An 18,428-nucleotide genomic window follows, 5' to 3' on the forward strand; every position below is an offset into this window, starting at 1 on the left:
GCAGGGCTCAGCGTCTTGGCTTTGCCCTAAGCGTGGGGTCTGCTTGCGTTGGGTCTTCGGGCCAGGGGTGTTTCGGATATTGCCCGCGCATGTCCTTGCGTACATCGGCATAGGAATTGGCCCAGAAGCCGGGCAGGTCCGACGTAACCTGCACGGGGCGTTGGGCAGGGGACAACAGGGTAACTTGTAGTGGCACAGTGCCCACCACCGGGTGTCGGGTGACGCCAAACATTTCCTGCAGGCGCACAGAGATGCCCGGCACGTCTTCGTCATAGTCGATGGGAATACGGCGACCGAGAGGTGTTTCAAAATGCCCCGGCACTGCGCGATCAAGTTTTTGCAGCATGTCCCAGCCAAGATGCGCCTGCAACGCGGGCAAGATGTCAAAGGCTTTCCAGTCCGACGTTGTGCGGATCCCCGTCAGGTGAGGGAGCAACCATGTGTCGAGGGAGCCGAGTAGTGTACCTTCGCTCAGATCGGGAAATTCGCTTCCCATCAGACGCGCACGCGCCATCAGCCGTTTTGCCCCTTTGGACGGTCGCAGACCCATCTGCCGAATACCGTCGATCATCGCCATCGCCACCGCCTCATCTGGCGCTGCGTGCCATGGTTGGTCTTCGAGGATCAGCGCACCAAACTGACGTTGCGTGCGGGCCTGAACTGCCCCATCCCGTTTGGACCACAAGCAGATGTCTTTCCATTGGATTTGGTCGGTAAAAAGGTCTTCCAACTCTGACATCGTCAAAGCTGTTGCTTGCCTGATCCGCGCTTCGCGTGGGTTACCGTCGAGGTTCGTCGCCACGATAAGCCGCTGCCCTGCAAGGGCATCGCCTTCGGGCATGACGGCGCCTTTCCCGCCGGACAGGACATAGCGCGGTGCGTCACCAGAACGCCGCAGCCCGATGCGGTCGGGATATGCTAGACTGGCCATCGCCGCCGCTGTAAGCGGTGCGGCATTCTGCTGCTTCGCGGCCAGTTTCCTTGTCTCATCCTTGATCCGGGCTATCGCCCCGCGATGGACACTGTTACCAAAGTCACCCGGGTTCCTAAGCGCGCGCAGCCTGAGCCCCAGATCAACACCTCTTCCCCGTAGGGGATCACGATCGCTCAGCAAAGCGGCCAGCGGTGCGGCCTGTTTGCCAGCCGTCACCAGCATGTGGGCCAGCCTTGGGTGCAACGGTTGCCGGGCAAGCTCCCTCCCATGATCGGTGATCCGGTTTTGAGCGTCGAGGGCACCAAGCATTTGCAACACCGCGCGCGCTTCGGCCAGACGTCCTTCGTGGGGTGGCGTGACAAACCGCAGGTCATTCTCGCCTCCACCCCAGATGGCCAGCTCGAGCGCAAAGCTGGCCAGATCGCCTGCGCTGATTTCGGGCGGCGGGAAGGCGGCAAGCGCGCCGTCCTCGCCCTTTGTCCAAAGTTTGTATGCGACGCCGGGGGCGACGCGGCCCGCACGGCCCGCACGTTGTGTGGCTTCAGCGCGGGTCACCTTTTCTGTGATCAGGCGCGACATGCCCGATGACGGATCGAATTGCGCGCGACGGGCACGGCCACCATCAACGACGATGCGGATGTCCGGAATGGTAAGCGAGGTCTCTGCAATTGCTGTGGCCAGCACGATCTTGCGTTGGTCAGACGGGGAAATGGCGGCGCGCTGTGCTTTGAAGTCCATGGCACCAAAAAGCGGCTGCACATTGGGCAGATCGGACAGGAACGCTGCGGTACGCCGGATTTCTCCTTCTCCTGGTAGAAAAGCAAGCAGGCCACCTGGCTCGTTTGAATAGGCCGTGCGGATCAGGTCCGCCATCGCGCTTTCGAAGCGGGTCGTTTTCGCAAGCGGTCGGTCCAGCCAATGCGCCGCGACATCATAGTTCTTGCCCTCGGATGTCAGGATCGGAGCCTGCATCACGTCGGCCACCGGTGCAGCATCCAGCGTGGCAGACATGGCCAGCAGGATCAGGTCGTCCCGTAAGGCCTCGGCCACCTCCAAGCACAGGGCAAGACCCAGATCGGCGTTCAAGGATCGTTCATGGAATTCATCAAAGATCACCGCGCCCACGCCCGGCAGGTCCGGAGCGTCTTGCAGCATCCTTGTCAGGATTCCTTCGGTCACAACCTCGATGCGGGTAGATGAACCAACAGTGTTGTCCCCGCGGATGCGATAACCGACAGTTTGCCCAATCCGTTCGCCAAGTGTTGTTGCCATTCGGTCTGCGGCCGTACGCGCGGCCAGTCGACGGGGTTCCAGCAGGAGAATGCGCCCGTCGGTCAACCCGGCATCAAGTATGGCCAACGGCACCCGCGTGGTTTTGCCCGCACCCGGTGGCGCCTGAAGGACAGCGCGCCCGTACTGGCGCAATGCGTCCATCAGATCAGGCAGAATGTCATCGATAGGCAAGCGGGTCATACGTCGCCTTATGGCGCAACCGTCATGGGTCGCCAACACTGGACATTTTTAACATGCCCACGCAGAAACGCGCGTATGGATACAAAGGATCTTGCTGAACGGATTGCAGCCGGCGAGCGGCGGGCGCTGGCACGCGGTATCACGCTGGTTGAAAGCGGACGGGCCGATCATCGGGTGCAGGCGGCCGAGGTATTGGCCGCATTGCCACGAGATCGGCAGTCGCTGAGGATTGGATTGTCCGGCACACCGGGCGTCGGCAAATCAACCTTTATCGAGGCGTTCGGAATGATGCTTGTGCAGGCTGGGTTGCGCGTCGCGGTTCTTGCCGTTGATCCGTCCTCTGCCCGGTCCGGCGGTTCGATCCTGGGCGACAAGACACGTATGGATCGGCTGAGCCGCGAACCGGCTGCTTTCATTCGCCCGTCGCCGAGCCAGACTCATCTGGGCGGCGTGGCCCGACGGACGCGCGAGGCGGTCGCCTTGTGCGAAGGCGCCGGGTTCGACGTGGTGCTGATTGAAACGGTTGGTGTCGGGCAGTCCGAAACGGTTGTGGCGCAGATGTCCGACCTGTTTCTGTTGCTGCTGGCTCCGGCAGGTGGGGACGAGCTTCAGGGGGTCAAGCGCGGGATCATGGAGATGGCCGACATGATCCTGATCAACAAGGCGGATGGTGATCTGAAACCCGCCGCGACGCGCACCTGTGCCGACTATACCGGCGCTTTGCGTTTGTTGCGCAAGCGTCCCCAGGACCCGGACGGATTTCCCAAGGCGATGATGGTGTCGGCGATGACCGGAGAAGGTCTGGACGCCGCGTGGGCCGACATGCAGGCGCTGATGGACTGGCGAAAGCAAGCGGGTTTCTTTGCTGCAACCCGTGCTGCGCAAGCGCGTTACTGGTTCGAAGACGATGTGCGCGCAGGACTGCTCGCACGGTTGGACAGACCAACGGCGCGGGCCGCGCTTGGCAAACTGGCGGCCGAGGTTGAGGCGGGAACGCGCAGTCCTTCGGCGGCCGCACAGATGTTCCTGACAGAACATCTGGATGGCTGACCCCAAACGCGCCTTCGATGGCGATCTGCTGCGCGCCGACCTCTTCAATCCGTCGGGGCGGCGCCTGTTCGTCAGTCTCCGTCAACGCATAGCAGTTGATGGGGCGTTCAGCCGCCCTAACCCGGTACGTAGTTTCATCGCGCAAGACCACGCGCATCTCCACATTCAGTCGCGGTTCAACGACTGGTTTGTCAATGCCGAGACCGAAGCGCTTGAACACTGTTTGGCAGACGCCCTGCGCGGGTATGGTCGGCGGGTGGCGATGGGGTTTTCAATGGGTGGTTACGCAGCGTTGCGGCTGTCGCGGTGTCTTGATCTGCGCCACGTGATCCTTGTATCGCCGCAGGTGTCGATCCACCCGGATGTGGTGCCGTTCGACAAGCGTTTTCGTGGGTCGTCCGGCGGCTTCCACTTTGCGCAAGGGGACTTGGGCATACATGGGCGCCGTCAATTGGCCGGGACAGTGATCGTGGATCCGTTCCGCGCGCTGGACATGCGCAATGCCCACATGATTCAAGCCCTGTTCCCACGGATCGGTCTGGCGCGGACGGCGTGTTCCGGTCATCCGGCCACTCGTGTTTTGCGCGAGGCGGGGCAGTTTCCGGCCTTGCAGCGCATATTGTTTGACCCACCCGTCTCATCTGGCGCCGTGACTGTGCTGCACCGGAACGCCCGCCGTCATTCTGCCATTTACTGGAAAAACTCGCTGAGCTTGCTACGTTGCGCAAGCGTGCTGACCTTGCAAGGGTTGCTATGTCGCGCGCGACTGCTCTTGGCAGGTCTAGGGGTTGACGAATCTTGGTTGAGCGCATACCAGCCGCTGACCAAGTTTCAGGCGCTGCCATTGCGGCGCCCTTTTGATATTTGCGAGGGCGCGTCCCTTGCCGGACGAAAGAGGACAAGCCGATGTCGCGCGTATGCGAACTGACCGGAAAAGGCCCGATGACTGGCAACAATGTCAGCCACGCCAACAACAAAACACGTCGGCGCTTCTTGCCGAACCTGAATGACGTAACCCTTCAGTCCGAGGCACTGGGCCGTGGTGTAAAATTGCGCATCTCGGCTGCGGCACTGCGGTCGGTTGATCACCGCGGTGGTCTGGACGCGTACCTTGCCAAAGCCAAGGACGTTGAACTGTCGGACCGCGCCCTGAAGGTGAAGAAAGAGATCGCGAAGGCACAATCCGCCGCCGCCTGATTTCAAAGCTTTTCATCTTGTGACCCCGCTTTCGCAAGAAGGCGGGGTTTTCTTGTTGCATGGCGGGGTTGCTCGGTCACAGACGCGGGCCAGCGGCAATTGTGCCGCAGTTGTGATGTGCCCTGAGCCCCTCTAAATGTGCGACATGTACCGCGCGTTTGTGTCCATAGTCCTGAGCCTCGTGCTGTTGGCGACAAGCTACAGTGCCGCGGTGGCACGTGGTGCGCCGCAAGCTGTCGATCAAATGGTGATCTGCTCAGGGACTACGGTGGCCATCGTCTTTATCGATACGGATGGACAGCCAACGACAGCTCCTCATCTGTGCCCCGACTGCGCGTTACACCTGTTTGCGGCTGTAGCGCCTTTCGAAGCCATTCCAAAGTGGCTGGACAACGCGACGATGCTTCGAGCCACGCCGCCGTTTGAGCAGCAGTCCGTTACGTGCCAACCGCGAGCGTCTGCGCGGGCCCCTCCTGTCGATCTGATCCGGACTTTCCAATCAGAGACGACTTAACTTCAGGAGGACACCATGTCCCTTCGTACTACTCTTGCCGCAGGTATCGCGGCCACACTTCTTTCTGTGCCTGCATTTGCTGACGGCATCATGGTCATGGACCCGTATGCCCGCGCGGCAAGCCCAGCTGCAAAGTCGGGCGCTGCCTTCATGATGATCCGCAATGATACAGGGCAAGACGACACTCTGATTTCAGCCAGCACAGACGCCGCGGCACGGGTTGAATTGCACACCCATATCGAGGTGAGCGACGGCGTAATGCAGATGACGGAAATCGAAGGCGGCATTCCACTGCCCGCCGGCGGCACGCACCACATGATGCGGGGCGGTGACCATGTCATGCTCATGGGGCTGACCGGCCCGCTGGAGCAGGACGCGACCATCGCAGTTACCTTGACGTTCGAAAAAGCGGGCGAGGTTGCCGTGACCATACCGGTCGACAATGCGCGCAAGCCCGAAGCCGGTGCGCACGGCAGCCACTCGCACTGAAAGCTTGCGGATCAAGATCCGCCTTACATGTGCCCCGCCTGTTTGAAACCCGGATGGGACATCGCTGGAAACGTCGTAAGGCGGATCTTGATCCGCCTTACCCGGCCAGAACCTCGGCCACCCAGTTCGGCACTGTTTCTGATGCTTTGCCTGCGCGAACGTCGTCGAACAGACCTACATTCTCGCCCGGTTCCAGGTTTATCTCGATCGTTTCTGCGCCGACATGTCGGGCCATCTGCACAAACCCGGCCGCCGGATACACGTTGCCCGATGTGCCGATAGCGACAAACACGTCGGCGTTTGCCAACGCACGTTCGATCCGTTCCATATGATAGGGTATTTCGCCAAACCAAACGATATCCGGTCGGGCCGTTGGTCCTGTGCAGTAGGGGCAATCCTGTCCGACTGACATCGCAAGCGGTGCGGGCCAGCGATGCTCACATGTGGCGCACAGGGCAGAATTCAATGCACCGTGCATGTGGATCACGTCCACGCTGCCACCTTTTTCGTGCAGATCGTCGACGTTCTGCGTCACCAAAGTGACGGAACCCGCATGCTCGGCTTGCAGCCGCGCCAGGGCCATGTGTGCCGCATTCGGGTTGGCGTCCGCTGCTTGAGCACGGCGCGCGTTGTAGAAATCAACAACAAGCTGCGGATTGCGCGCAAAGCCCTCGGGAGTGGCAACATCCTCGATCCGGTGCTGTGCCCATAGCCCACCTTCATCCCGAAACGTCCCAAGACCGCTTTCGGCTGAAATCCCGGCGCCAGTCAGGATCACGATGGAAGGGGCAGACATTGTATATCTCCTTGGTGTTTTGCGCTGATGTGGACCGATCCAAGCAAGAAGTGCAAGCGATCAACCATCAAGCAAACGCAACTCACCCGCGAGCCATGGCAACTGTATCAGGGCGGGGTCCATCATGTGCGTTTTGATCAGACGCCGCATTGTGTTGGCCACATCGGTCGGTACTTCGCCCGCCCAATCCGCGCTCGCATACAGCGATATCGTGCGTGAGAAGGGCTTGAATGGCAGCGGGAACGCATCAACCTGATCATGAAATCGCCCGGCTCGCATGTAGCCCAGCGGCGTCGTAACCGACCACCCGATGCGTCGTGCCACCATTGCCATCAAGGCCAAGTGGCTGCCGATCTCGAAGCGGTCCGCGAAATCCAGCTTTTGACGCGCCAGGTGCGCTTCAATCTGGCGCGAAATCAATTGTTGGCGCTCGTAACGCAGAAATGGCAGGTCGGGCAGGATGGACATGGGATCGCCATCGCGGACCACACCGCGTGGGGCAACCAGAATGAATGGATCTCGGGCCAAGGGATATTCAAGAACGCCATCGCGCATCGTGCCATCACTGGCCGAAATGGCAATGTGAAGGCTCTTGTCGGCAATGGCTTGCAGGATTTCGTGGCTGGGGGCCGTGGCAAGCGTGAATTTGCAGCGCGTCAGGCTGTCAGCCAGGATCGTCACCAACCGCGGGGTCAGGTCATTCTCGAAGTCATCGATGACCCCAATGGACAGGGCCGACAAATGGGCCAGGTCCATTACCGTCAATTCGGATTGCGCAAGGCGCAGTTGCGACAACGCTGCTTCCGCCCTTGCCAGAAAGCTGGTGCCAGCAGGCGTCAACCGCATGGGACGTTTGCCGTGATCGACCAGATCAGTGGCCAATGCCGTTTCAAGGTTCCGTAATTGCTGGCTGACGGCCGGTTGGCTAAGACCGGTCACTGTCGCGGCTTGGGCAACGGAACCGGTTGCGGCGAGTGCCTCGAACACTTCAAGGCCACGCAGGGTGACGCCCTTGCTTAACATGGAATACCCTTACACAGTTTTGCATTCTTTGAATGTTTAGGCGTAGAGCGGTCAAGAAAAATCAGCTTTGATGTCGCGTTGCTTTTGGTTTTTCGAAAGAAATGCCCCGCCTTGCGTCAGGCGAGCAGAGTAAGGCACAAAAGGGTATGAAGATTGCGACAGCCTCTTACCCGCTTGATGTATTGCCCGATTGGGCGGCCTATGAGGACAAGTTGACGGCGTGGGTGTCTGAAGCGGCTGAGGCCGGCGCGGATTTGCTGGTTTTCCCCGAGTATGGCGCGATGGAGTTGGCCACGCTTGCGGGGCAGGATATCGCTGGCGATCTGGAGGCTTCGCTTTTTGCCGTGGCGGATCGCTTGCCCGACGCGGATGCGTTGCATACTCACCTTGCTGCTCAGTTCGGTGTGCATATCCTTGCCGCCTCTGGCCCTGCGCGACACGATAAAATTGCCCGCCCTGTGAACCGCGTCCGCCTGTTTGCCCCCGGCGGGGCGGTTGGCGTGCAAGACAAACAGATCATGACCCGTTTCGAGGCGGAGACATGGAACGTCGTTCCGGGCGATCCCTTGCAATTGTTTGATACGGCGCTGGGGCGGATTGGCATCCTGATATGCTACGACAGCGAGTTCCCACTTCTGGGGCGGGCCCTTGCCGATGCCGATATCATTTTGGTACCATCCGTGACTGAAGCCTTGTCAGGCTATTCCCGCGTTCGGATCGGTGCGCAGGCGCGTGCGTTGGAAAATCAATGCGTTACCGTGATGTCGTCCGTTGTTGGGGAAGCGTCCTGGTCCGAGGCCGTCGACATCTCGACAGGGGCGGGTGGCATTTTCGGGCCACCGGATCAGGGGTTTCCCGAGACCGGAGTGATTGCAACGGGCACGCTAAACGAGCCGGGATGGGTGTATGGCGAGATTGATTTGGCCCGCGTCGCAAGTGTGCGGGCAAACGGCACGGTCTTGAACCGCAGGGACTGGGATGCACAAAGCGGTCGTGCCGATCCTGTCAAAGTCGTGACACTCGCCTGATTAACCCTTGAATTATGGGGCGCAGAGGCGCATTTAGTGGCGCGTCCGCACATTGGCGGGCAATGCAATGAAGGAGAGACCATGGCCAAGGAAGATACGCTCGAATTTCCCGGTGTCGTGAAGGAACTCCTGCCCAATGCGACGTTTCGGGTCGAGCTTGAGAATGGCCATGAGATCATCGCACACACGGCAGGAAAAATGCGCAAGAACCGCATCCGCGTTCTGGCTGGCGACAAGGTACAGGTCGAGATGACCCCCTATGATCTGACCAAGGGTCGGATCAACTACCGCTTTAAATAAACCACTTTCGTGGCATTTGTTCTGGGATCCGGAAGTCCGAGGCGGCTTGAGCTGCTCGGGCAACTTGGTGTCGTGCCCGATGATGTGCGCCCGCCCGACATCGACGAAACCCCGCGAAACGGGGAATTGCCGCGCAGCTATTGCGCGCGTATTGCCCGCGAGAAAGTGACTGCAGTGGTTGCCGCTTCCGATGATGTCGTTTTGTGTGCGGACACGACCGTTGCACTGGGGCGTCGCATTCTGGGCAAACCCGAAGATGCAGCCGAAGCGCGCGCATTCCTGAACCAGATGTCGGGTCGTCGCCACCGGGTTATCACCGCAGTCGCGGTAAAAAAGGGTGACAGGGTCTGGGAACGCGATGTTGTCAGTACGGTGCGCATGAAAGCTCTGTCTGCAGATGAAATCACCAGCTATCTGGCGATGAACGATTGGCAGGGCAAGGCAGGGGGCTATGGCATACAAGGTCCAGCCGGTGCTTTGATCCCTTGGATCTCAGGGTCGTTTTCAGCCATTGTCGGTTTACCTCTTTCTGAGACCGCAGGGCTTTTGCAAGCCGCAGGCATGAAGGTTTGGGCATGAAGGGTCACCAGATATGTTTGGATCATCTGAACGGTCGCGAGGCGGCCGCCCTTGTCGTGGACGGGCACCTGGATGATCTGCTGATTGACTCTGATGCTCCGCGCCCGGGCACCGTTTACCGCGCGATCACAGACAGACCTGTCAAAGGGCAGGGGGGCTTTTCCTGAAAACTCCAGATGGCGCGGCGTATCTGCGCGGTGTTAAAGGGATCGGGCAAGGCGAGACACTTTTGGTGCAGGTCACCGGCTACGCCGAGCCGGGCAAGGCCATCCCCGTCAGTCACAAGCTTCTGTTCAAAAGCCGCTATGCCATCGTCACCCCAGATGCTCCTGGCCTCAACCTCTCCCGCAGCATTCGGGATGATGACATTCGGGATGAGCTGATGGCGCTTGCGCATGATGGAATGGACGGGAGCCGGATGGGTCTGATCCTGAGGTCCGCGGCAGCTGGTGCAGATGCCGAAGCAGTGTCGGATGACATTGCCGCAATGCGCGATCTGGCAGAAACGATTATGGGTGATCAGGGTGCCGGTCCCGAGGTTCTGACCGAAGGCGATGGCCCCCATGTCTTGGCGTGGCGAGACTGGACCGATCCGGCAACGGTTGTGACAGAACCGGGATGCTTCGAAGAATATGGTATCCTGGATGCGCTGGACGGTGCGAAGGCGGCACGCGTGAGTTTGGGCGCAGATACCAGCATGTTTGTCGAAGCGACACGGGCGCTGGTCGCCGTGGATGTGAATACAGGGGCTGATGGCTCCTTTGCCGCGGGATTGAAGGCGAACCTGGCCTGCGCGCGTATGTTACCGTCAGCCCTTCGTGTGCGCGGCTTGGGGGGACAGATCACAATCGATCTCGCGCCCATGCCCAAAAAGGAACGCAAGACGTTTGAAGCGGTGTTGCGTGCAGCCTTGCGTAAGGATGACGTAGACACCGTGATGGCTGGCTGGACGCCGCTTGGTCACTTCGAATTGCAACGCAAACGCGCGAGGTTGCCACTGTCCGAGGTGCTATCGTGACCTGCCCAATCTGCAATGAAGAAACCGCTCAGAAGTACCGCCCTTTCTGTTCACGACGCTGCGCTGACATCGACCTCGCGCGGTGGATGAAGGGCGCCTATTCTGTTCCTTCCCAGCGTGAGGAACAGGCTGATGTCGCTGATGACGATGGTCCTTTGCCACACTAGGAATTTGGTGTGATTTTGCTATGGACAGTGCCTGACGATACGCTTATCACGCGCCCACCCGAAGCGTCAGGCTTCACCCGTGCCCGGGTAGCTCAGGGGTAGAGCAGTGGATTGAAAATCCTCGTGTCGGTGGTTCGATTCCGCCCCCGGGCACCATTTAACAAACTGACATGACTGCATTTTTTGCGTGTAATTGATCGCTGTTTTGGTCAGGTTTGATGCTTTTGGCCCGCCTGCGGTTCACTACTTCCAGCGTGGCCAAGGTCTTCCGCTTCTTGTTGGCAAGGTTCTCAGACCGCGAATATGCGACCGGAGCCGTGGACGGCACTACTGGCCGGTTCGCACGCATTGAGGAAAGCAAGGCGTGTGCCCACACCAAACCCGACTCACTAAATTGCGCCCAAACTGTGGTCGTATTCTGAAAACATCCGAACTGATCACCTGAATTGCGAAACATTTGCAGGCAAGAACCGTATTTTGTCTCGGCACGGTTTCCAGTGCCTCATTTTCGCCATATTCATGACACCTACGCCACACATTCCGGCCCTAGCTTCGCCTTATCCGCCATGCGCGAATTAACAAGAACGCCCGATCTGCCCGGGCTGGTAATTAGAGCTCCGGCCGGTATCGGGGCAAGGAAGCTGTCGATGAAATACACGTTGATCCCAGGTCAGCCTCACACCGCAAGTGAGGAAGAAACGATGTCAATGATCCGTTCGGTCCTGACGGATGAGGCGGATACCTCCAAGTCTCAGCCTCGCAATATCGATGTGACGGACATGGACGCACCTGGTTCTCAAGACGTTGCGGCCCGCGCCTTTATCGAACGTACGCCTCCGCCAGCGCCACGCCGTCGCGCAACAGACCTGCCGGAACTTGAAAAAGATACGTATGCGCAGAAACGCACCGGCCTCTTCCGTCCATTGACAAGCATGATCTCGCGTGTCCGCCGGTTTGAACCCAAAACGCGCCATCTGGCGCTGGCCAGTGCCGCATTGCTGTTTGTCGTGCGCCCACATTGGTTTGTAATCGCTGCGGTCATTGCTGTTGTGCTTCTCGTCGCGACCTTCCTGACGTTGGGTGCAGATCGGATCTGGACGTCCGTTCTGGGCCGGTTGGACCGGATCGAGATGAAAGACCATGGCCGCGCCGAAGATCTGCGCGCCAAACTCGACACGTTTGCCTATCGGTGGGACAGCGTGCTGGACATGTTCCCCGATGGCATGGTCGACAGCCTCTACATGCCGGATTTCCAATCGCTGCAGCAGGCCGAAGCCGAACATCAACAGGTTGTGGCGGAACGCCTGAGCAGGATGGCGCAGGAAACCTGATCAGCATCCACACCTGTAGACGTGCAAGGCGGGCGTAATCCCGCCTTGAATTCGTTCTTGACTGCCGTTACATGCGATCCATCCGCAGCAAAGGACATGATCCATGGCCACAACCAACCCACTTCAATTCATCCAGCAGGTGCGCTCGGAAGTCGCGAAAGTGGTGTGGCCGACGCGGCGCGAGGTATTCCTGACCACTGTCATGGTCTTTATCCTTGCCGCGCTGACAGCCGTGTTTTTCGCCCTGGTCGATATCTTGATCCGTGGTGGGCTCGAGATGGTGTTGACGACCTTCGGGTAACGCCCAGCGGGCGCGAGCCTCTTGCACTTTGATATGGTGCAGAGTATTTCCCGATCCTGATCTGAAACAGGCGCGCGGCGATCTCGAGCCCCGCGCCACTTTTTATTCAGGGCGGTGGCACGGGCTGCTGCACAAGGCGTAACAAATCGGGCGAGGGGCCAGAAACAACATGGCGAAACGGTGGTATTCGGTCAGCGTTCTTTCGAATTTCGAAAAGAAGATTGCCGAGCAAATCCGAACCTCGGTCGAGGAAAACGGTCTTGAGGATCAGATCGACGAAGTGCTGGTCCCGACCGAAGAGGTGATCGAGGTCCGTCGCGGCAAGAAAGTGACAACCGAACGCCGCTTCATGCCCGGTTATGTGCTGGTGCACATGGAAATGTCCGACCAGGGCTATCACCTGATCAACTCGATCAACCGCGTCACTGGTTTCCTTGGCCCACAGGGCCGTCCGATGCCGATGCGCGATGCCGAAGTGAACCAGATCCTGAACCGCGTTCAGGAAGGTGAGGAAGCACCGAAGCTGATGATCAGCTTCGAGGTTGGCGAAAAGGTCAAGGTCAACGATGGCCCCTTCGAGGATTTCGACGGCATGGTCGAAGAGGTCGACGAGGACAACCAGCGCCTGAAAGTGACCGTATCGATCTTTGGCCGCGAAACACCGGTCGAACTGGAATACACGCAGGTCACCAAACAGATCTGATCGAATTTCCATTGCGAGCGAAGGGGCGTACGCATGTGCGCCCTTTTTGATTCTATGCATCGGGAATTCAGGAACCGGAAATTATCCACAGAATAATCCACAAGCCCTGTTGACGAATAAAGCGGATTACCGCCTACTGGTTGACACAGGCACACGATGTAGATGTGCGACGGAAAGCCGAGCAGCGTATCTGGGGGATATTCTATGGCATTGAAGTATTTGCGGGACAGCCTTCCGTGGCTGGTCCCATCTGCCGCAATTGTATTTGCCGCATCCGGGTTTCTTGAGCTTGGGGGCGAAGAAGACGCCGCACCTGCAAGCGAACAGACATTTTCAAACGCAACAGCGCCACAAGCCGTAGCGGTTCAACCGACACCCGCCGAGACCGTCGAAGAAGAGGTCGTCGCGCGTCAGGCTGGACCCGAAACCACACTGACAACGGTGGGCACATCAAATACCCGGGCTCAGCCGCTGGCCGCGGCCGCGCTGCCGCAACCCGCACCGCAACGCACCGCGGCCTTGGCGACAACGCCAGCGGCCCCGTTCTTCGACACAAACACCTTTGGCGCAGCGGCGCAGCAGCAATGCCTCGAAGATCTGCGCACCGTGGCTGGTCAAGCACGCGCTATTTCCCAAGCGGTGGTCTGAATGCGGATCAGGGGGGCATCGAACAGGGTCGCCTGCTCGGTCTGATCGCGCAAACCTGCCCGGATGTGCAGATCCGGGTGGAAGGGTATTCAGACCCCTCTGGGGATCCCGCGGCAAACCTGCGCCTAAGCCAGGCCCGCGCAGAGGAGGTCATCAAGCGCATCGGGGCGTCTGGTATCAATACGGCCATGTTCTTTGCCGAAGGTCTTGGTGATCGCCAGCCTTCCGGCCTCATCGGGCCAGAGCCTGCGTCGTACTATGATCGCCGGGTTGAGTTCTCGATTGTCGAAGAAGTGACCCGCGTGGCCGTCGGGGCACCGGCGGCGGCACCCAAGCCCTGGGCCAATGCCACTTGTGTCACGGCGCTCCAACAGGCTGTCGATACCACTATGCTGTTCTATGCGCCGCGCTCGGTGTCTCTGGGGTCCAGCGACGTCGATACCGCGATGACACTTGCCACTCTGGCGATGGAGTGCCCGCACGCGCGGCTTCGCGTGATTGGCCATCACGCGGGCGACCTGCAATCGGGTGAGAATGTGTCGACGGGTCTGCTGCGCGCCAAGGCGCTGATGGCGATGCTTGTCGGTCGCGGCGTGAAAGCCGAAGAGATCATCATTGCCGCCCCCTCACGCCCCTTGAACGATGCGGGCCTGCCGGGCAGCCGCGTGCGCTTTGACGTGATCCTAGAAGAGGGCTGATAACCCGCCCCCGCAGGGACAAAGCTTCAAAACAGGCTTGTAATTTGGACAGGAGCGCTGTAATCGGCGCTCTTGTTGCATTTGCAGCATCCCATGTGGGAGGCGCGGCGGTCGCGACCGCCAGACCAGACCACATCAACATAGGCCAGGGAACGCGCTCCGCGGCTGTTTGAAAAGGAGATTGGCACATGGCCAAGAAACTTGCCGGCACCATGAAATTGCAGGTGCCCGCCGGTCAGGCAAACCCATCCCCGCCGGTTGGTCCGGCGCTGGGTCAGCGTGGCATCAACATCATGGAATTCTGCAAGGCGTTCAACGCCAAGACCGCAGATCTGGAGCCCGGTGCGCCGTGCCCCACCGTGATCACTTACTACCAGGACAAATCCTTTGCCATGGATATCAAGACGCCCCCCGCGTCCTACTATCTGAAAAAGGCGGCCAAGGTGAAATCCGGCGCGAACAACCCGTCGCGTGAAACCGTGGGCACCGTGACAGCGGCCCAGGTCAAGGAAATCGCCGAAGCGAAAATGAAAGATCTGAACGCCAACGACATCGAAGGCGCAATGCAGATCATCCTGGGCTCCGCCCGCTCCATGGGCATCGAGGTGAAGTAAGATGGCAAAGCTTGGAAAACGCACAACAGCGGCCCGCGAAGCCTTCGCCGGCAAAGAAAACCTGACCGTCGAAGACGCGGTGGCCCTGGTCAAAGGAAATGCCAACGCCAAGTTCGACGAGACGATCGAAATCTCGATGAACCTGGGCGTCGATCCCCGCCACGCGGACCAGATGGTGCGCGGCGTAATTGGCCTGCCCAACGGCACAGGCAAAGACGTGCGCGTCGCTGTTTTTGCTCGTGGCCCCAAGGCCGAAGAAGCGCAAGCAGCCGGTGCGGACATCGTCGGCGCAGAGGACCTGATGGAAACCGTTCAAGGCGGCACCATCGACTTTGACCGCTGCATCGCCACCCCTGACATGATGCCCATCGTGGGTCGTCTGGGTAAAGTGCTGGGCCCCCGTAACCTGATGCCGAACCCCAAGGTTGGCACCGTGACCATGGACGTCGCAGACGCCGTGAAAGCGGCCAAAGGTGGCGAAGTTCAGTTCAAGGCCGAGAAGGCTGGCGTCGTGCACGCAGGTGTTGGCAAAGCGTCCTTTGACGAAGCCAAATTGGTCGAAAACATCCGCGCCTTCGTGGGCGCCGTGGCCAAGGCGAGGCCCGCTGGCGCCAAAGGCACCTACATGAAGAAGGTGTCGTTAAGCTCGACCATGGGTCCGGGCGTGAGCGTTGACGTGGAAAACGCTGTCACCGAGTAATCGGGGCTAAACAAGTTGATTGAAATGGCGTGTATCCGAAAGGATGCGCGCCTTTTTTTGTGGTGTGGAGCTGAGCGGGCATATCGAGCGCCAAGATCTCCGTCAAATAGGTCAACGGTCTGGCATGATGGCCCGTGCAGCAGGACTATTCTGATCTCATCGTTTCAAAGTCATCCAAAAGTCAGGCAGCCAGTAGTGAAAGGTGCCCCTTTACCTTGCAGAGTATTCCGTGTCTGCGAAGCGTGGTTTGGAGCGTCCGCAAAGAGCCCAGAGATACCAGGTCATCGCTCCGAGATGACGCATCTGCATTCGGCAACTCGCAGCCCAAACCGGCCGTTCGTTTTGTAAGGTGGCAACTCCTGCCTCTAGGGTCAGGATGCATTGATTTTCAGTGCGCTGCATGATTCACGGCTTGGAAAACGGAGCGGTGACATGAGCGACCTTTTCTGGCTGAGCGACGAGCAGATGACCAAGCTTTCCCCTTTCTTCCCGAAGTCGCACGGCAGGCCACGGGTCGATGACAAAAGGGTGTTGAGCGGGATTATCTTCATCAACCGCAATGGGTTACGATGGCGAGATGCGCCTGAGGCCTCCGGGCCGCACAAGACGCTCTACAGCCGGTGGAAACGTTGGAGCGAGAAAGGTATCTTCGCCCAGATGATGGTCGGCCTGGCTGCCGAACACGGCGAGGAAAAGACCGTGATGATTGATGCGACCTATCTGAAAGCACACCGTACCGCGACCAGCATGGCCGCGAAAAAGGGGGGCGTGGCCGCCTGATTGGTCGAACCAAGGGCGGCATGAACACCAAACTGCATGCTATCTGTGACAGCCAAGGGCGGCCGCTCAGCCTTTTTGTCACCGCTGGTCAAGTCAGTGACTACATCGGCGCGCGAGCGCTACTGAACAGCGTACCAAATGTGGACTGGCTGCTCGGTGATCGCGGCTATGACGCCGACTGGTTCCGAGATGCGTTAAAAGACAAAGGCATACGCGCCTGCATCCCGGGTCGAAAGCAACGCAAGACTACCGTGAAGTACGACAAACGCCGATACAAACGGCGTAACCGGATTGAGATCATGTTCGGCAGGCTCAAGGACTGGCGGCGGGTGGCGACACGCTACGACAGGTGCCCCAAGGTCTTCCTGTCCGCAATCGCTCTCGCAGCGACCGTAATCTATTGGTTATGAATCCTGACCCTAGTCACCGTGCCGCTCAACTCAGAGAAACGAGGCCGTGCCGACGATTTTTGTGCGCTTCAGTAACGCTTTGTAAAAGTGCTTTCGGCCTGAATAAATATAGATAGCTGCGGGTCAGTCACGATTTTGAGTCGCAAGACTGGTTGCTTGCGTAAGCCGTGCTAACGTGCCGAGCGGAAGTTACTTTCGCCCCCAGCCACACCCCGCTTAAACCGCCCCTCACAGCCTTACCCCCTTGGCATTCCGCCCCAAACCGACTAACCAACCTGCGAGGGCTTCCGTGTGATTCGGCAAGCCCTCATTTCGTCCGAGACGGTGGGTGACTGGGATTTGCCAGTCATAATTCCTGCCCGAGGCGGGAACAGGCCACGTTAAGCTCAGATGCTCTGTCGAGCCTCGGGCGGCTTTGGACCCGTGTATTTCGAGGACCAAACCGCCGGAGTGATCCGGTGCAAACTGAGCCGGGGACCATCAAGGCCCCCAAATTTGGAGAAAACTGTGGATAGAGCCCAGAAAGAGAAAGTGGTCGAGGAACTCGGCCAGATCTTTGAAAGCTCTGGCGTCGTCGTGGTTGCCCACTACGCCGGTCTGACAGTTGCCGAAATGCAGGACCTGCGCGCACGTGCCCGTGACGCGGAAGCTTCTGTTCGGGTTGCAAAAAACAGGCTCGCCAAGATCGCCCTGGATGGGAAGCCATGCGAAAGCATCGGTGATTACCTGACGGGCATGACCGTTCTGACCTTTTCCGAAGACCCCGTGGCCGCAGCCAAGGTGTCCGAGGACTTTGCCAAGGAAAACGACAAGTTCGTGATCCTGGGCGGGGCCATGGGTGAGAACGCGTTGGACCGGGCCGGTGTGACGGCTGTGTCGAAGATGCCTTCGCGCGAGGAGCTTATCAGCACCATCGCGGGCATGCTTGGCGCACCTGCATCGAACATCGCCGGGGCCATTGGCGCACCTGCAAGCAACATCGCCTCCGTTCTCTCGACCATCGAGGAAAAGGCGGCCTAAGGCATTGTCTGATTGGCGTGCGGACATCGCGCACGTTGGAACACACTGTAAACGGAAAGAGCTGATAAAATGGCTGATCTGAAGAAACTGGCAGAAGAGATCGTTGGTCTGACCCTGCTGGAAGCACAAGAACTGAAAACCATCCTCAAGGACGAGTACGGCATCGAGCCCGCCGCTGGCGGCGCTGTGATGATGGCTGGTCCTGCTGACGGCGCCGGCGCCGCGGCCGAGGAAGAGAAGTCGGAATTCGACGTCGTCCTGAAAAACGCTGGCGCCTCCAAGATCAACGTGATCAAGGAAGTCCGCGGCATCACAGGCCTGGGCCTGAAAGAAGCCAAGGACCTGGTCGAAGCCGGTGGCAAGATCAAAGAAGGCTGCGGCAAAGACGAAGCCGAAGAGATCAAAGGCAAGCTGGAAGCAGCTGGCGCCGAGGTCGAACTGGCCTAAGTCCCGCTGGGACGGGGGCGCCTTTGTGCATCAAGGGCGACAGGGGTTCTTGCCGAATTCCACACCCCCACTTGAAAACGATGGGCTGGATGCGCATATCGCGCGTCCGGCCCGACCCGTCTTGGTAAGGGCTTTCCTGAAAAGTCTTTTCCAAGATGCGGTTTGAAAGGTCGGGAGGCCGCCGGTGGGACGGTGGCCATGAATTGAC

22 protein-coding genes, 1 tRNA gene and 1 pseudogene are annotated in these 18,428 nt (G+C 59.3%); 21 read left to right on the forward strand and 3 right to left on the reverse strand.

Features of this window, described 5'->3' with window-relative positions; translation table 11 throughout:
• Positions 1-7 precede the first annotated feature (7 nt).
• Positions 8-2,407 carry an ATP-dependent helicase HrpB gene (gene hrpB, locus ACZ1HN_RS07175; protein ID WP_472727002.1) on the reverse strand — a complete coding sequence of 800 codons (2,400 nt, stop codon included), beginning with the start codon at positions 2,405-2,407 and terminating at the stop codon, positions 8-10.
• 75 nt (positions 2,408-2,482) lie between these two features.
• On the opposite strand from hrpB, the gene meaB reads away from it, so the two are divergent.
• The 5 genes from meaB (at position 2,483) to ACZ1HN_RS07200 (ending at position 5,657) form a co-directional block, all read left to right on the forward strand.
• A complete protein-coding gene (gene meaB, locus ACZ1HN_RS07180; protein ID WP_472727003.1) occupies positions 2,483-3,457 on the forward strand; it encodes a methylmalonyl Co-A mutase-associated GTPase MeaB in 975 nt (324 codons plus the stop codon).
• A complete protein-coding gene (locus ACZ1HN_RS07185) occupies positions 3,450-4,385 on the forward strand; it encodes an alpha/beta hydrolase (protein ID WP_472727004.1) in 936 nt (311 codons plus the stop codon). Before meaB ends, ACZ1HN_RS07185 begins: the two co-directional genes overlap by 8 nt.
• On the forward strand, positions 4,364-4,654 hold the full coding sequence (gene rpmB / locus ACZ1HN_RS07190) for a 50S ribosomal protein L28 (protein WP_472727005.1): 291 nt from the start codon (positions 4,364-4,366) through the stop codon (positions 4,652-4,654). Before ACZ1HN_RS07185 ends, rpmB begins: the two co-directional genes overlap by 22 nt.
• A gap of 145 nt (positions 4,655-4,799) precedes the next feature.
• Positions 4,800-5,168, forward strand: a complete 369-nt coding sequence (locus tag ACZ1HN_RS07195) for a hypothetical protein (RefSeq protein WP_472727006.1) — start codon at positions 4,800-4,802, stop codon at positions 5,166-5,168.
• Positions 5,169-5,183: 15 nt separating this feature from the next.
• On the forward strand, positions 5,184-5,657 hold the full coding sequence (locus ACZ1HN_RS07200; protein WP_472727007.1) for a copper chaperone PCu(A)C: 474 nt from the start codon (positions 5,184-5,186) through the stop codon (positions 5,655-5,657).
• A gap of 97 nt (positions 5,658-5,754) precedes the next feature.
• Here the strand turns inward: ACZ1HN_RS07200 and ACZ1HN_RS07205 are convergent, their stop codons facing one another.
• Positions 5,755-6,453 carry an NAD-dependent deacylase gene (locus tag ACZ1HN_RS07205; RefSeq protein WP_472727008.1) on the reverse strand — a complete coding sequence of 233 codons (699 nt, stop codon included), beginning with the start codon at positions 6,451-6,453 and terminating at the stop codon, positions 5,755-5,757.
• A 60-nt stretch (positions 6,454-6,513) separates the two neighbouring features.
• The gene (locus ACZ1HN_RS07210; RefSeq protein ID WP_299703862.1) at positions 6,514-7,476 is read right to left on the reverse strand and encodes a LysR family transcriptional regulator; all 963 of its coding nucleotides are present in this window, start codon (positions 7,474-7,476) and stop codon (positions 6,514-6,516) included.
• 146 nt (positions 7,477-7,622) lie between these two features.
• On the opposite strand from ACZ1HN_RS07210, the gene ACZ1HN_RS07215 reads away from it, so the two are divergent.
• The 16 genes and pseudogenes from ACZ1HN_RS07215 (at position 7,623) to rplL (ending at position 18,220) form a co-directional block, all read left to right on the forward strand.
• Entirely contained in the window at positions 7,623-8,504 is an 882-nt protein-coding gene (locus ACZ1HN_RS07215; protein ID WP_472727009.1) for a carbon-nitrogen hydrolase family protein, read from the forward strand.
• 81 nt (positions 8,505-8,585) lie between these two features.
• The gene (gene infA, locus ACZ1HN_RS07220) at positions 8,586-8,804 is read left to right on the forward strand and encodes a translation initiation factor IF-1 (RefSeq protein WP_005978431.1); all 219 of its coding nucleotides are present in this window, start codon (positions 8,586-8,588) and stop codon (positions 8,802-8,804) included.
• A gap of 9 nt (positions 8,805-8,813) precedes the next feature.
• On the forward strand, positions 8,814-9,383 hold the full coding sequence (locus ACZ1HN_RS07225) for a Maf family protein (RefSeq protein WP_299602511.1): 570 nt from the start codon (positions 8,814-8,816) through the stop codon (positions 9,381-9,383).
• Positions 9,380-10,401 (forward strand): annotated as a pseudogene (locus ACZ1HN_RS07230) (ribonuclease E/G). Before ACZ1HN_RS07225 ends, ACZ1HN_RS07230 begins: the two are co-directional and overlap by 4 nt.
• Positions 10,398-10,568 (forward strand): DNA gyrase inhibitor YacG, encoded by a 171-nt coding sequence (locus ACZ1HN_RS07235; protein WP_472727010.1) that lies wholly within the window; start codon positions 10,398-10,400, stop codon positions 10,566-10,568. Before ACZ1HN_RS07230 ends, ACZ1HN_RS07235 begins: the two are co-directional and overlap by 4 nt.
• Positions 10,569-10,649: 81 nt before the next feature.
• Positions 10,650-10,724 (forward strand) — tRNA-Phe (locus ACZ1HN_RS07240).
• Between the two features lie 491 nt (positions 10,725-11,215).
• Positions 11,216-11,899, forward strand: coding sequence for a hypothetical protein (locus ACZ1HN_RS07245; RefSeq protein WP_472727011.1), 684 nt, complete (start codon positions 11,216-11,218; stop codon positions 11,897-11,899).
• Positions 11,900-12,002: 103 nt separating this feature from the next.
• Complete coding sequence (gene secE, locus ACZ1HN_RS07250; RefSeq protein WP_299212244.1) at positions 12,003-12,200, forward strand: preprotein translocase subunit SecE; 198 nt, start codon at positions 12,003-12,005, stop codon at positions 12,198-12,200.
• Positions 12,201-12,369: 169 nt separating this feature from the next.
• Complete coding sequence (gene nusG, locus ACZ1HN_RS07255; protein WP_039689781.1) at positions 12,370-12,903, forward strand: transcription termination/antitermination protein NusG; 534 nt, start codon at positions 12,370-12,372, stop codon at positions 12,901-12,903.
• Positions 12,904-13,107: 204 nt separating this feature from the next.
• Positions 13,108-13,551 (forward strand): hypothetical protein, encoded by a 444-nt coding sequence (locus ACZ1HN_RS07260; protein ID WP_472727012.1) that lies wholly within the window; start codon positions 13,108-13,110, stop codon positions 13,549-13,551.
• Positions 13,488-14,249, forward strand: coding sequence for an OmpA family protein (locus ACZ1HN_RS07265; protein WP_472727013.1), 762 nt, complete (start codon positions 13,488-13,490; stop codon positions 14,247-14,249). Before ACZ1HN_RS07260 ends, ACZ1HN_RS07265 begins: the two co-directional genes overlap by 64 nt.
• Positions 14,250-14,437: 188 nt before the next feature.
• Positions 14,438-14,863: a 50S ribosomal protein L11 gene (rplK, locus tag ACZ1HN_RS07270; RefSeq protein WP_299212236.1), complete on the forward strand. Its 426-nt coding sequence runs from the start codon at positions 14,438-14,440 to the stop codon at positions 14,861-14,863.
• A gap of 1 nt (position 14,864) precedes the next feature.
• Complete coding sequence (gene rplA / locus ACZ1HN_RS07275; protein WP_299212233.1) at positions 14,865-15,563, forward strand: 50S ribosomal protein L1; 699 nt, start codon at positions 14,865-14,867, stop codon at positions 15,561-15,563.
• 432 nt (positions 15,564-15,995) lie between these two features.
• A protein-coding gene (locus ACZ1HN_RS07280) for an IS5 family transposase (RefSeq protein WP_472726858.1) occupies positions 15,996-16,753 on the forward strand; the annotation gives its coding sequence in 2 pieces (ribosomal slippage) (positions 15,996-16,320 and positions 16,320-16,753; 759 coding nt in all).
• 507 nt (positions 16,754-17,260) lie between these two features.
• Positions 17,261-17,773 carry a 50S ribosomal protein L10 gene (gene rplJ / locus ACZ1HN_RS07285; protein ID WP_299211411.1) on the forward strand — a complete coding sequence of 171 codons (513 nt, stop codon included), beginning with the start codon at positions 17,261-17,263 and terminating at the stop codon, positions 17,771-17,773.
• Between the two features lie 69 nt (positions 17,774-17,842).
• Positions 17,843-18,220, forward strand: coding sequence for a 50S ribosomal protein L7/L12 (gene rplL, locus ACZ1HN_RS07290; RefSeq protein ID WP_299211414.1), 378 nt, complete (start codon positions 17,843-17,845; stop codon positions 18,218-18,220).
• The last annotated feature ends 208 nt before the right edge of the window (positions 18,221-18,428 follow it).

This window comes from Tateyamaria sp. GN1-10 (assembly GCF_055693845.1).

Coding starts and splice junctions, on each gene's coding strand:
- infA (WP_005978431.1), top strand. CDS start 8,586: ATGGCCAAGGAAGATACGCTCGAATTTCCCGGTGTCGTGAAGGAACTC.
- ACZ1HN_RS07210 (WP_299703862.1), bottom strand. CDS start 7,476: ATGTTAAGCAAGGGCGTCACCCTGCGTGGCCTTGAAGTGTTCGAGGCA.
- rplL (WP_299211414.1), top strand. CDS start 17,843: ATGGCTGATCTGAAGAAACTGGCAGAAGAGATCGTTGGTCTGACCCTG.
- hrpB (WP_472727002.1), bottom strand. CDS start 2,407: ATGACCCGCTTGCCTATCGATGACATTCTGCCTGATCTGATGGACGCA.
- ACZ1HN_RS07200 (WP_472727007.1), top strand. CDS start 5,184: ATGTCCCTTCGTACTACTCTTGCCGCAGGTATCGCGGCCACACTTCTT.
- ACZ1HN_RS07245 (WP_472727011.1), top strand. CDS start 11,216: ATGAAATACACGTTGATCCCAGGTCAGCCTCACACCGCAAGTGAGGAA.
- secE (WP_299212244.1), top strand. CDS start 12,003: ATGGCCACAACCAACCCACTTCAATTCATCCAGCAGGTGCGCTCGGAA.
- ACZ1HN_RS07265 (WP_472727013.1), top strand. CDS start 13,488: ATGCCTCGAAGATCTGCGCACCGTGGCTGGTCAAGCACGCGCTATTTC.
- ACZ1HN_RS07185 (WP_472727004.1), top strand. CDS start 3,450: ATGGCTGACCCCAAACGCGCCTTCGATGGCGATCTGCTGCGCGCCGAC.
- ACZ1HN_RS07260 (WP_472727012.1), top strand. CDS start 13,108: ATGGCATTGAAGTATTTGCGGGACAGCCTTCCGTGGCTGGTCCCATCT.
- rplK (WP_299212236.1), top strand. CDS start 14,438: ATGGCCAAGAAACTTGCCGGCACCATGAAATTGCAGGTGCCCGCCGGT.
- rpmB (WP_472727005.1), top strand. CDS start 4,364: ATGTCGCGCGTATGCGAACTGACCGGAAAAGGCCCGATGACTGGCAAC.
- meaB (WP_472727003.1), top strand. CDS start 2,483: ATGGATACAAAGGATCTTGCTGAACGGATTGCAGCCGGCGAGCGGCGG.
- ACZ1HN_RS07215 (WP_472727009.1), top strand. CDS start 7,623: ATGAAGATTGCGACAGCCTCTTACCCGCTTGATGTATTGCCCGATTGG.
- rplA (WP_299212233.1), top strand. CDS start 14,865: ATGGCAAAGCTTGGAAAACGCACAACAGCGGCCCGCGAAGCCTTCGCC.
- ACZ1HN_RS07205 (WP_472727008.1), bottom strand. CDS start 6,453: ATGTCTGCCCCTTCCATCGTGATCCTGACTGGCGCCGGGATTTCAGCC.
- ACZ1HN_RS07195 (WP_472727006.1), top strand. CDS start 4,800: ATGTACCGCGCGTTTGTGTCCATAGTCCTGAGCCTCGTGCTGTTGGCG.
- nusG (WP_039689781.1), top strand. CDS start 12,370: ATGGCGAAACGGTGGTATTCGGTCAGCGTTCTTTCGAATTTCGAAAAG.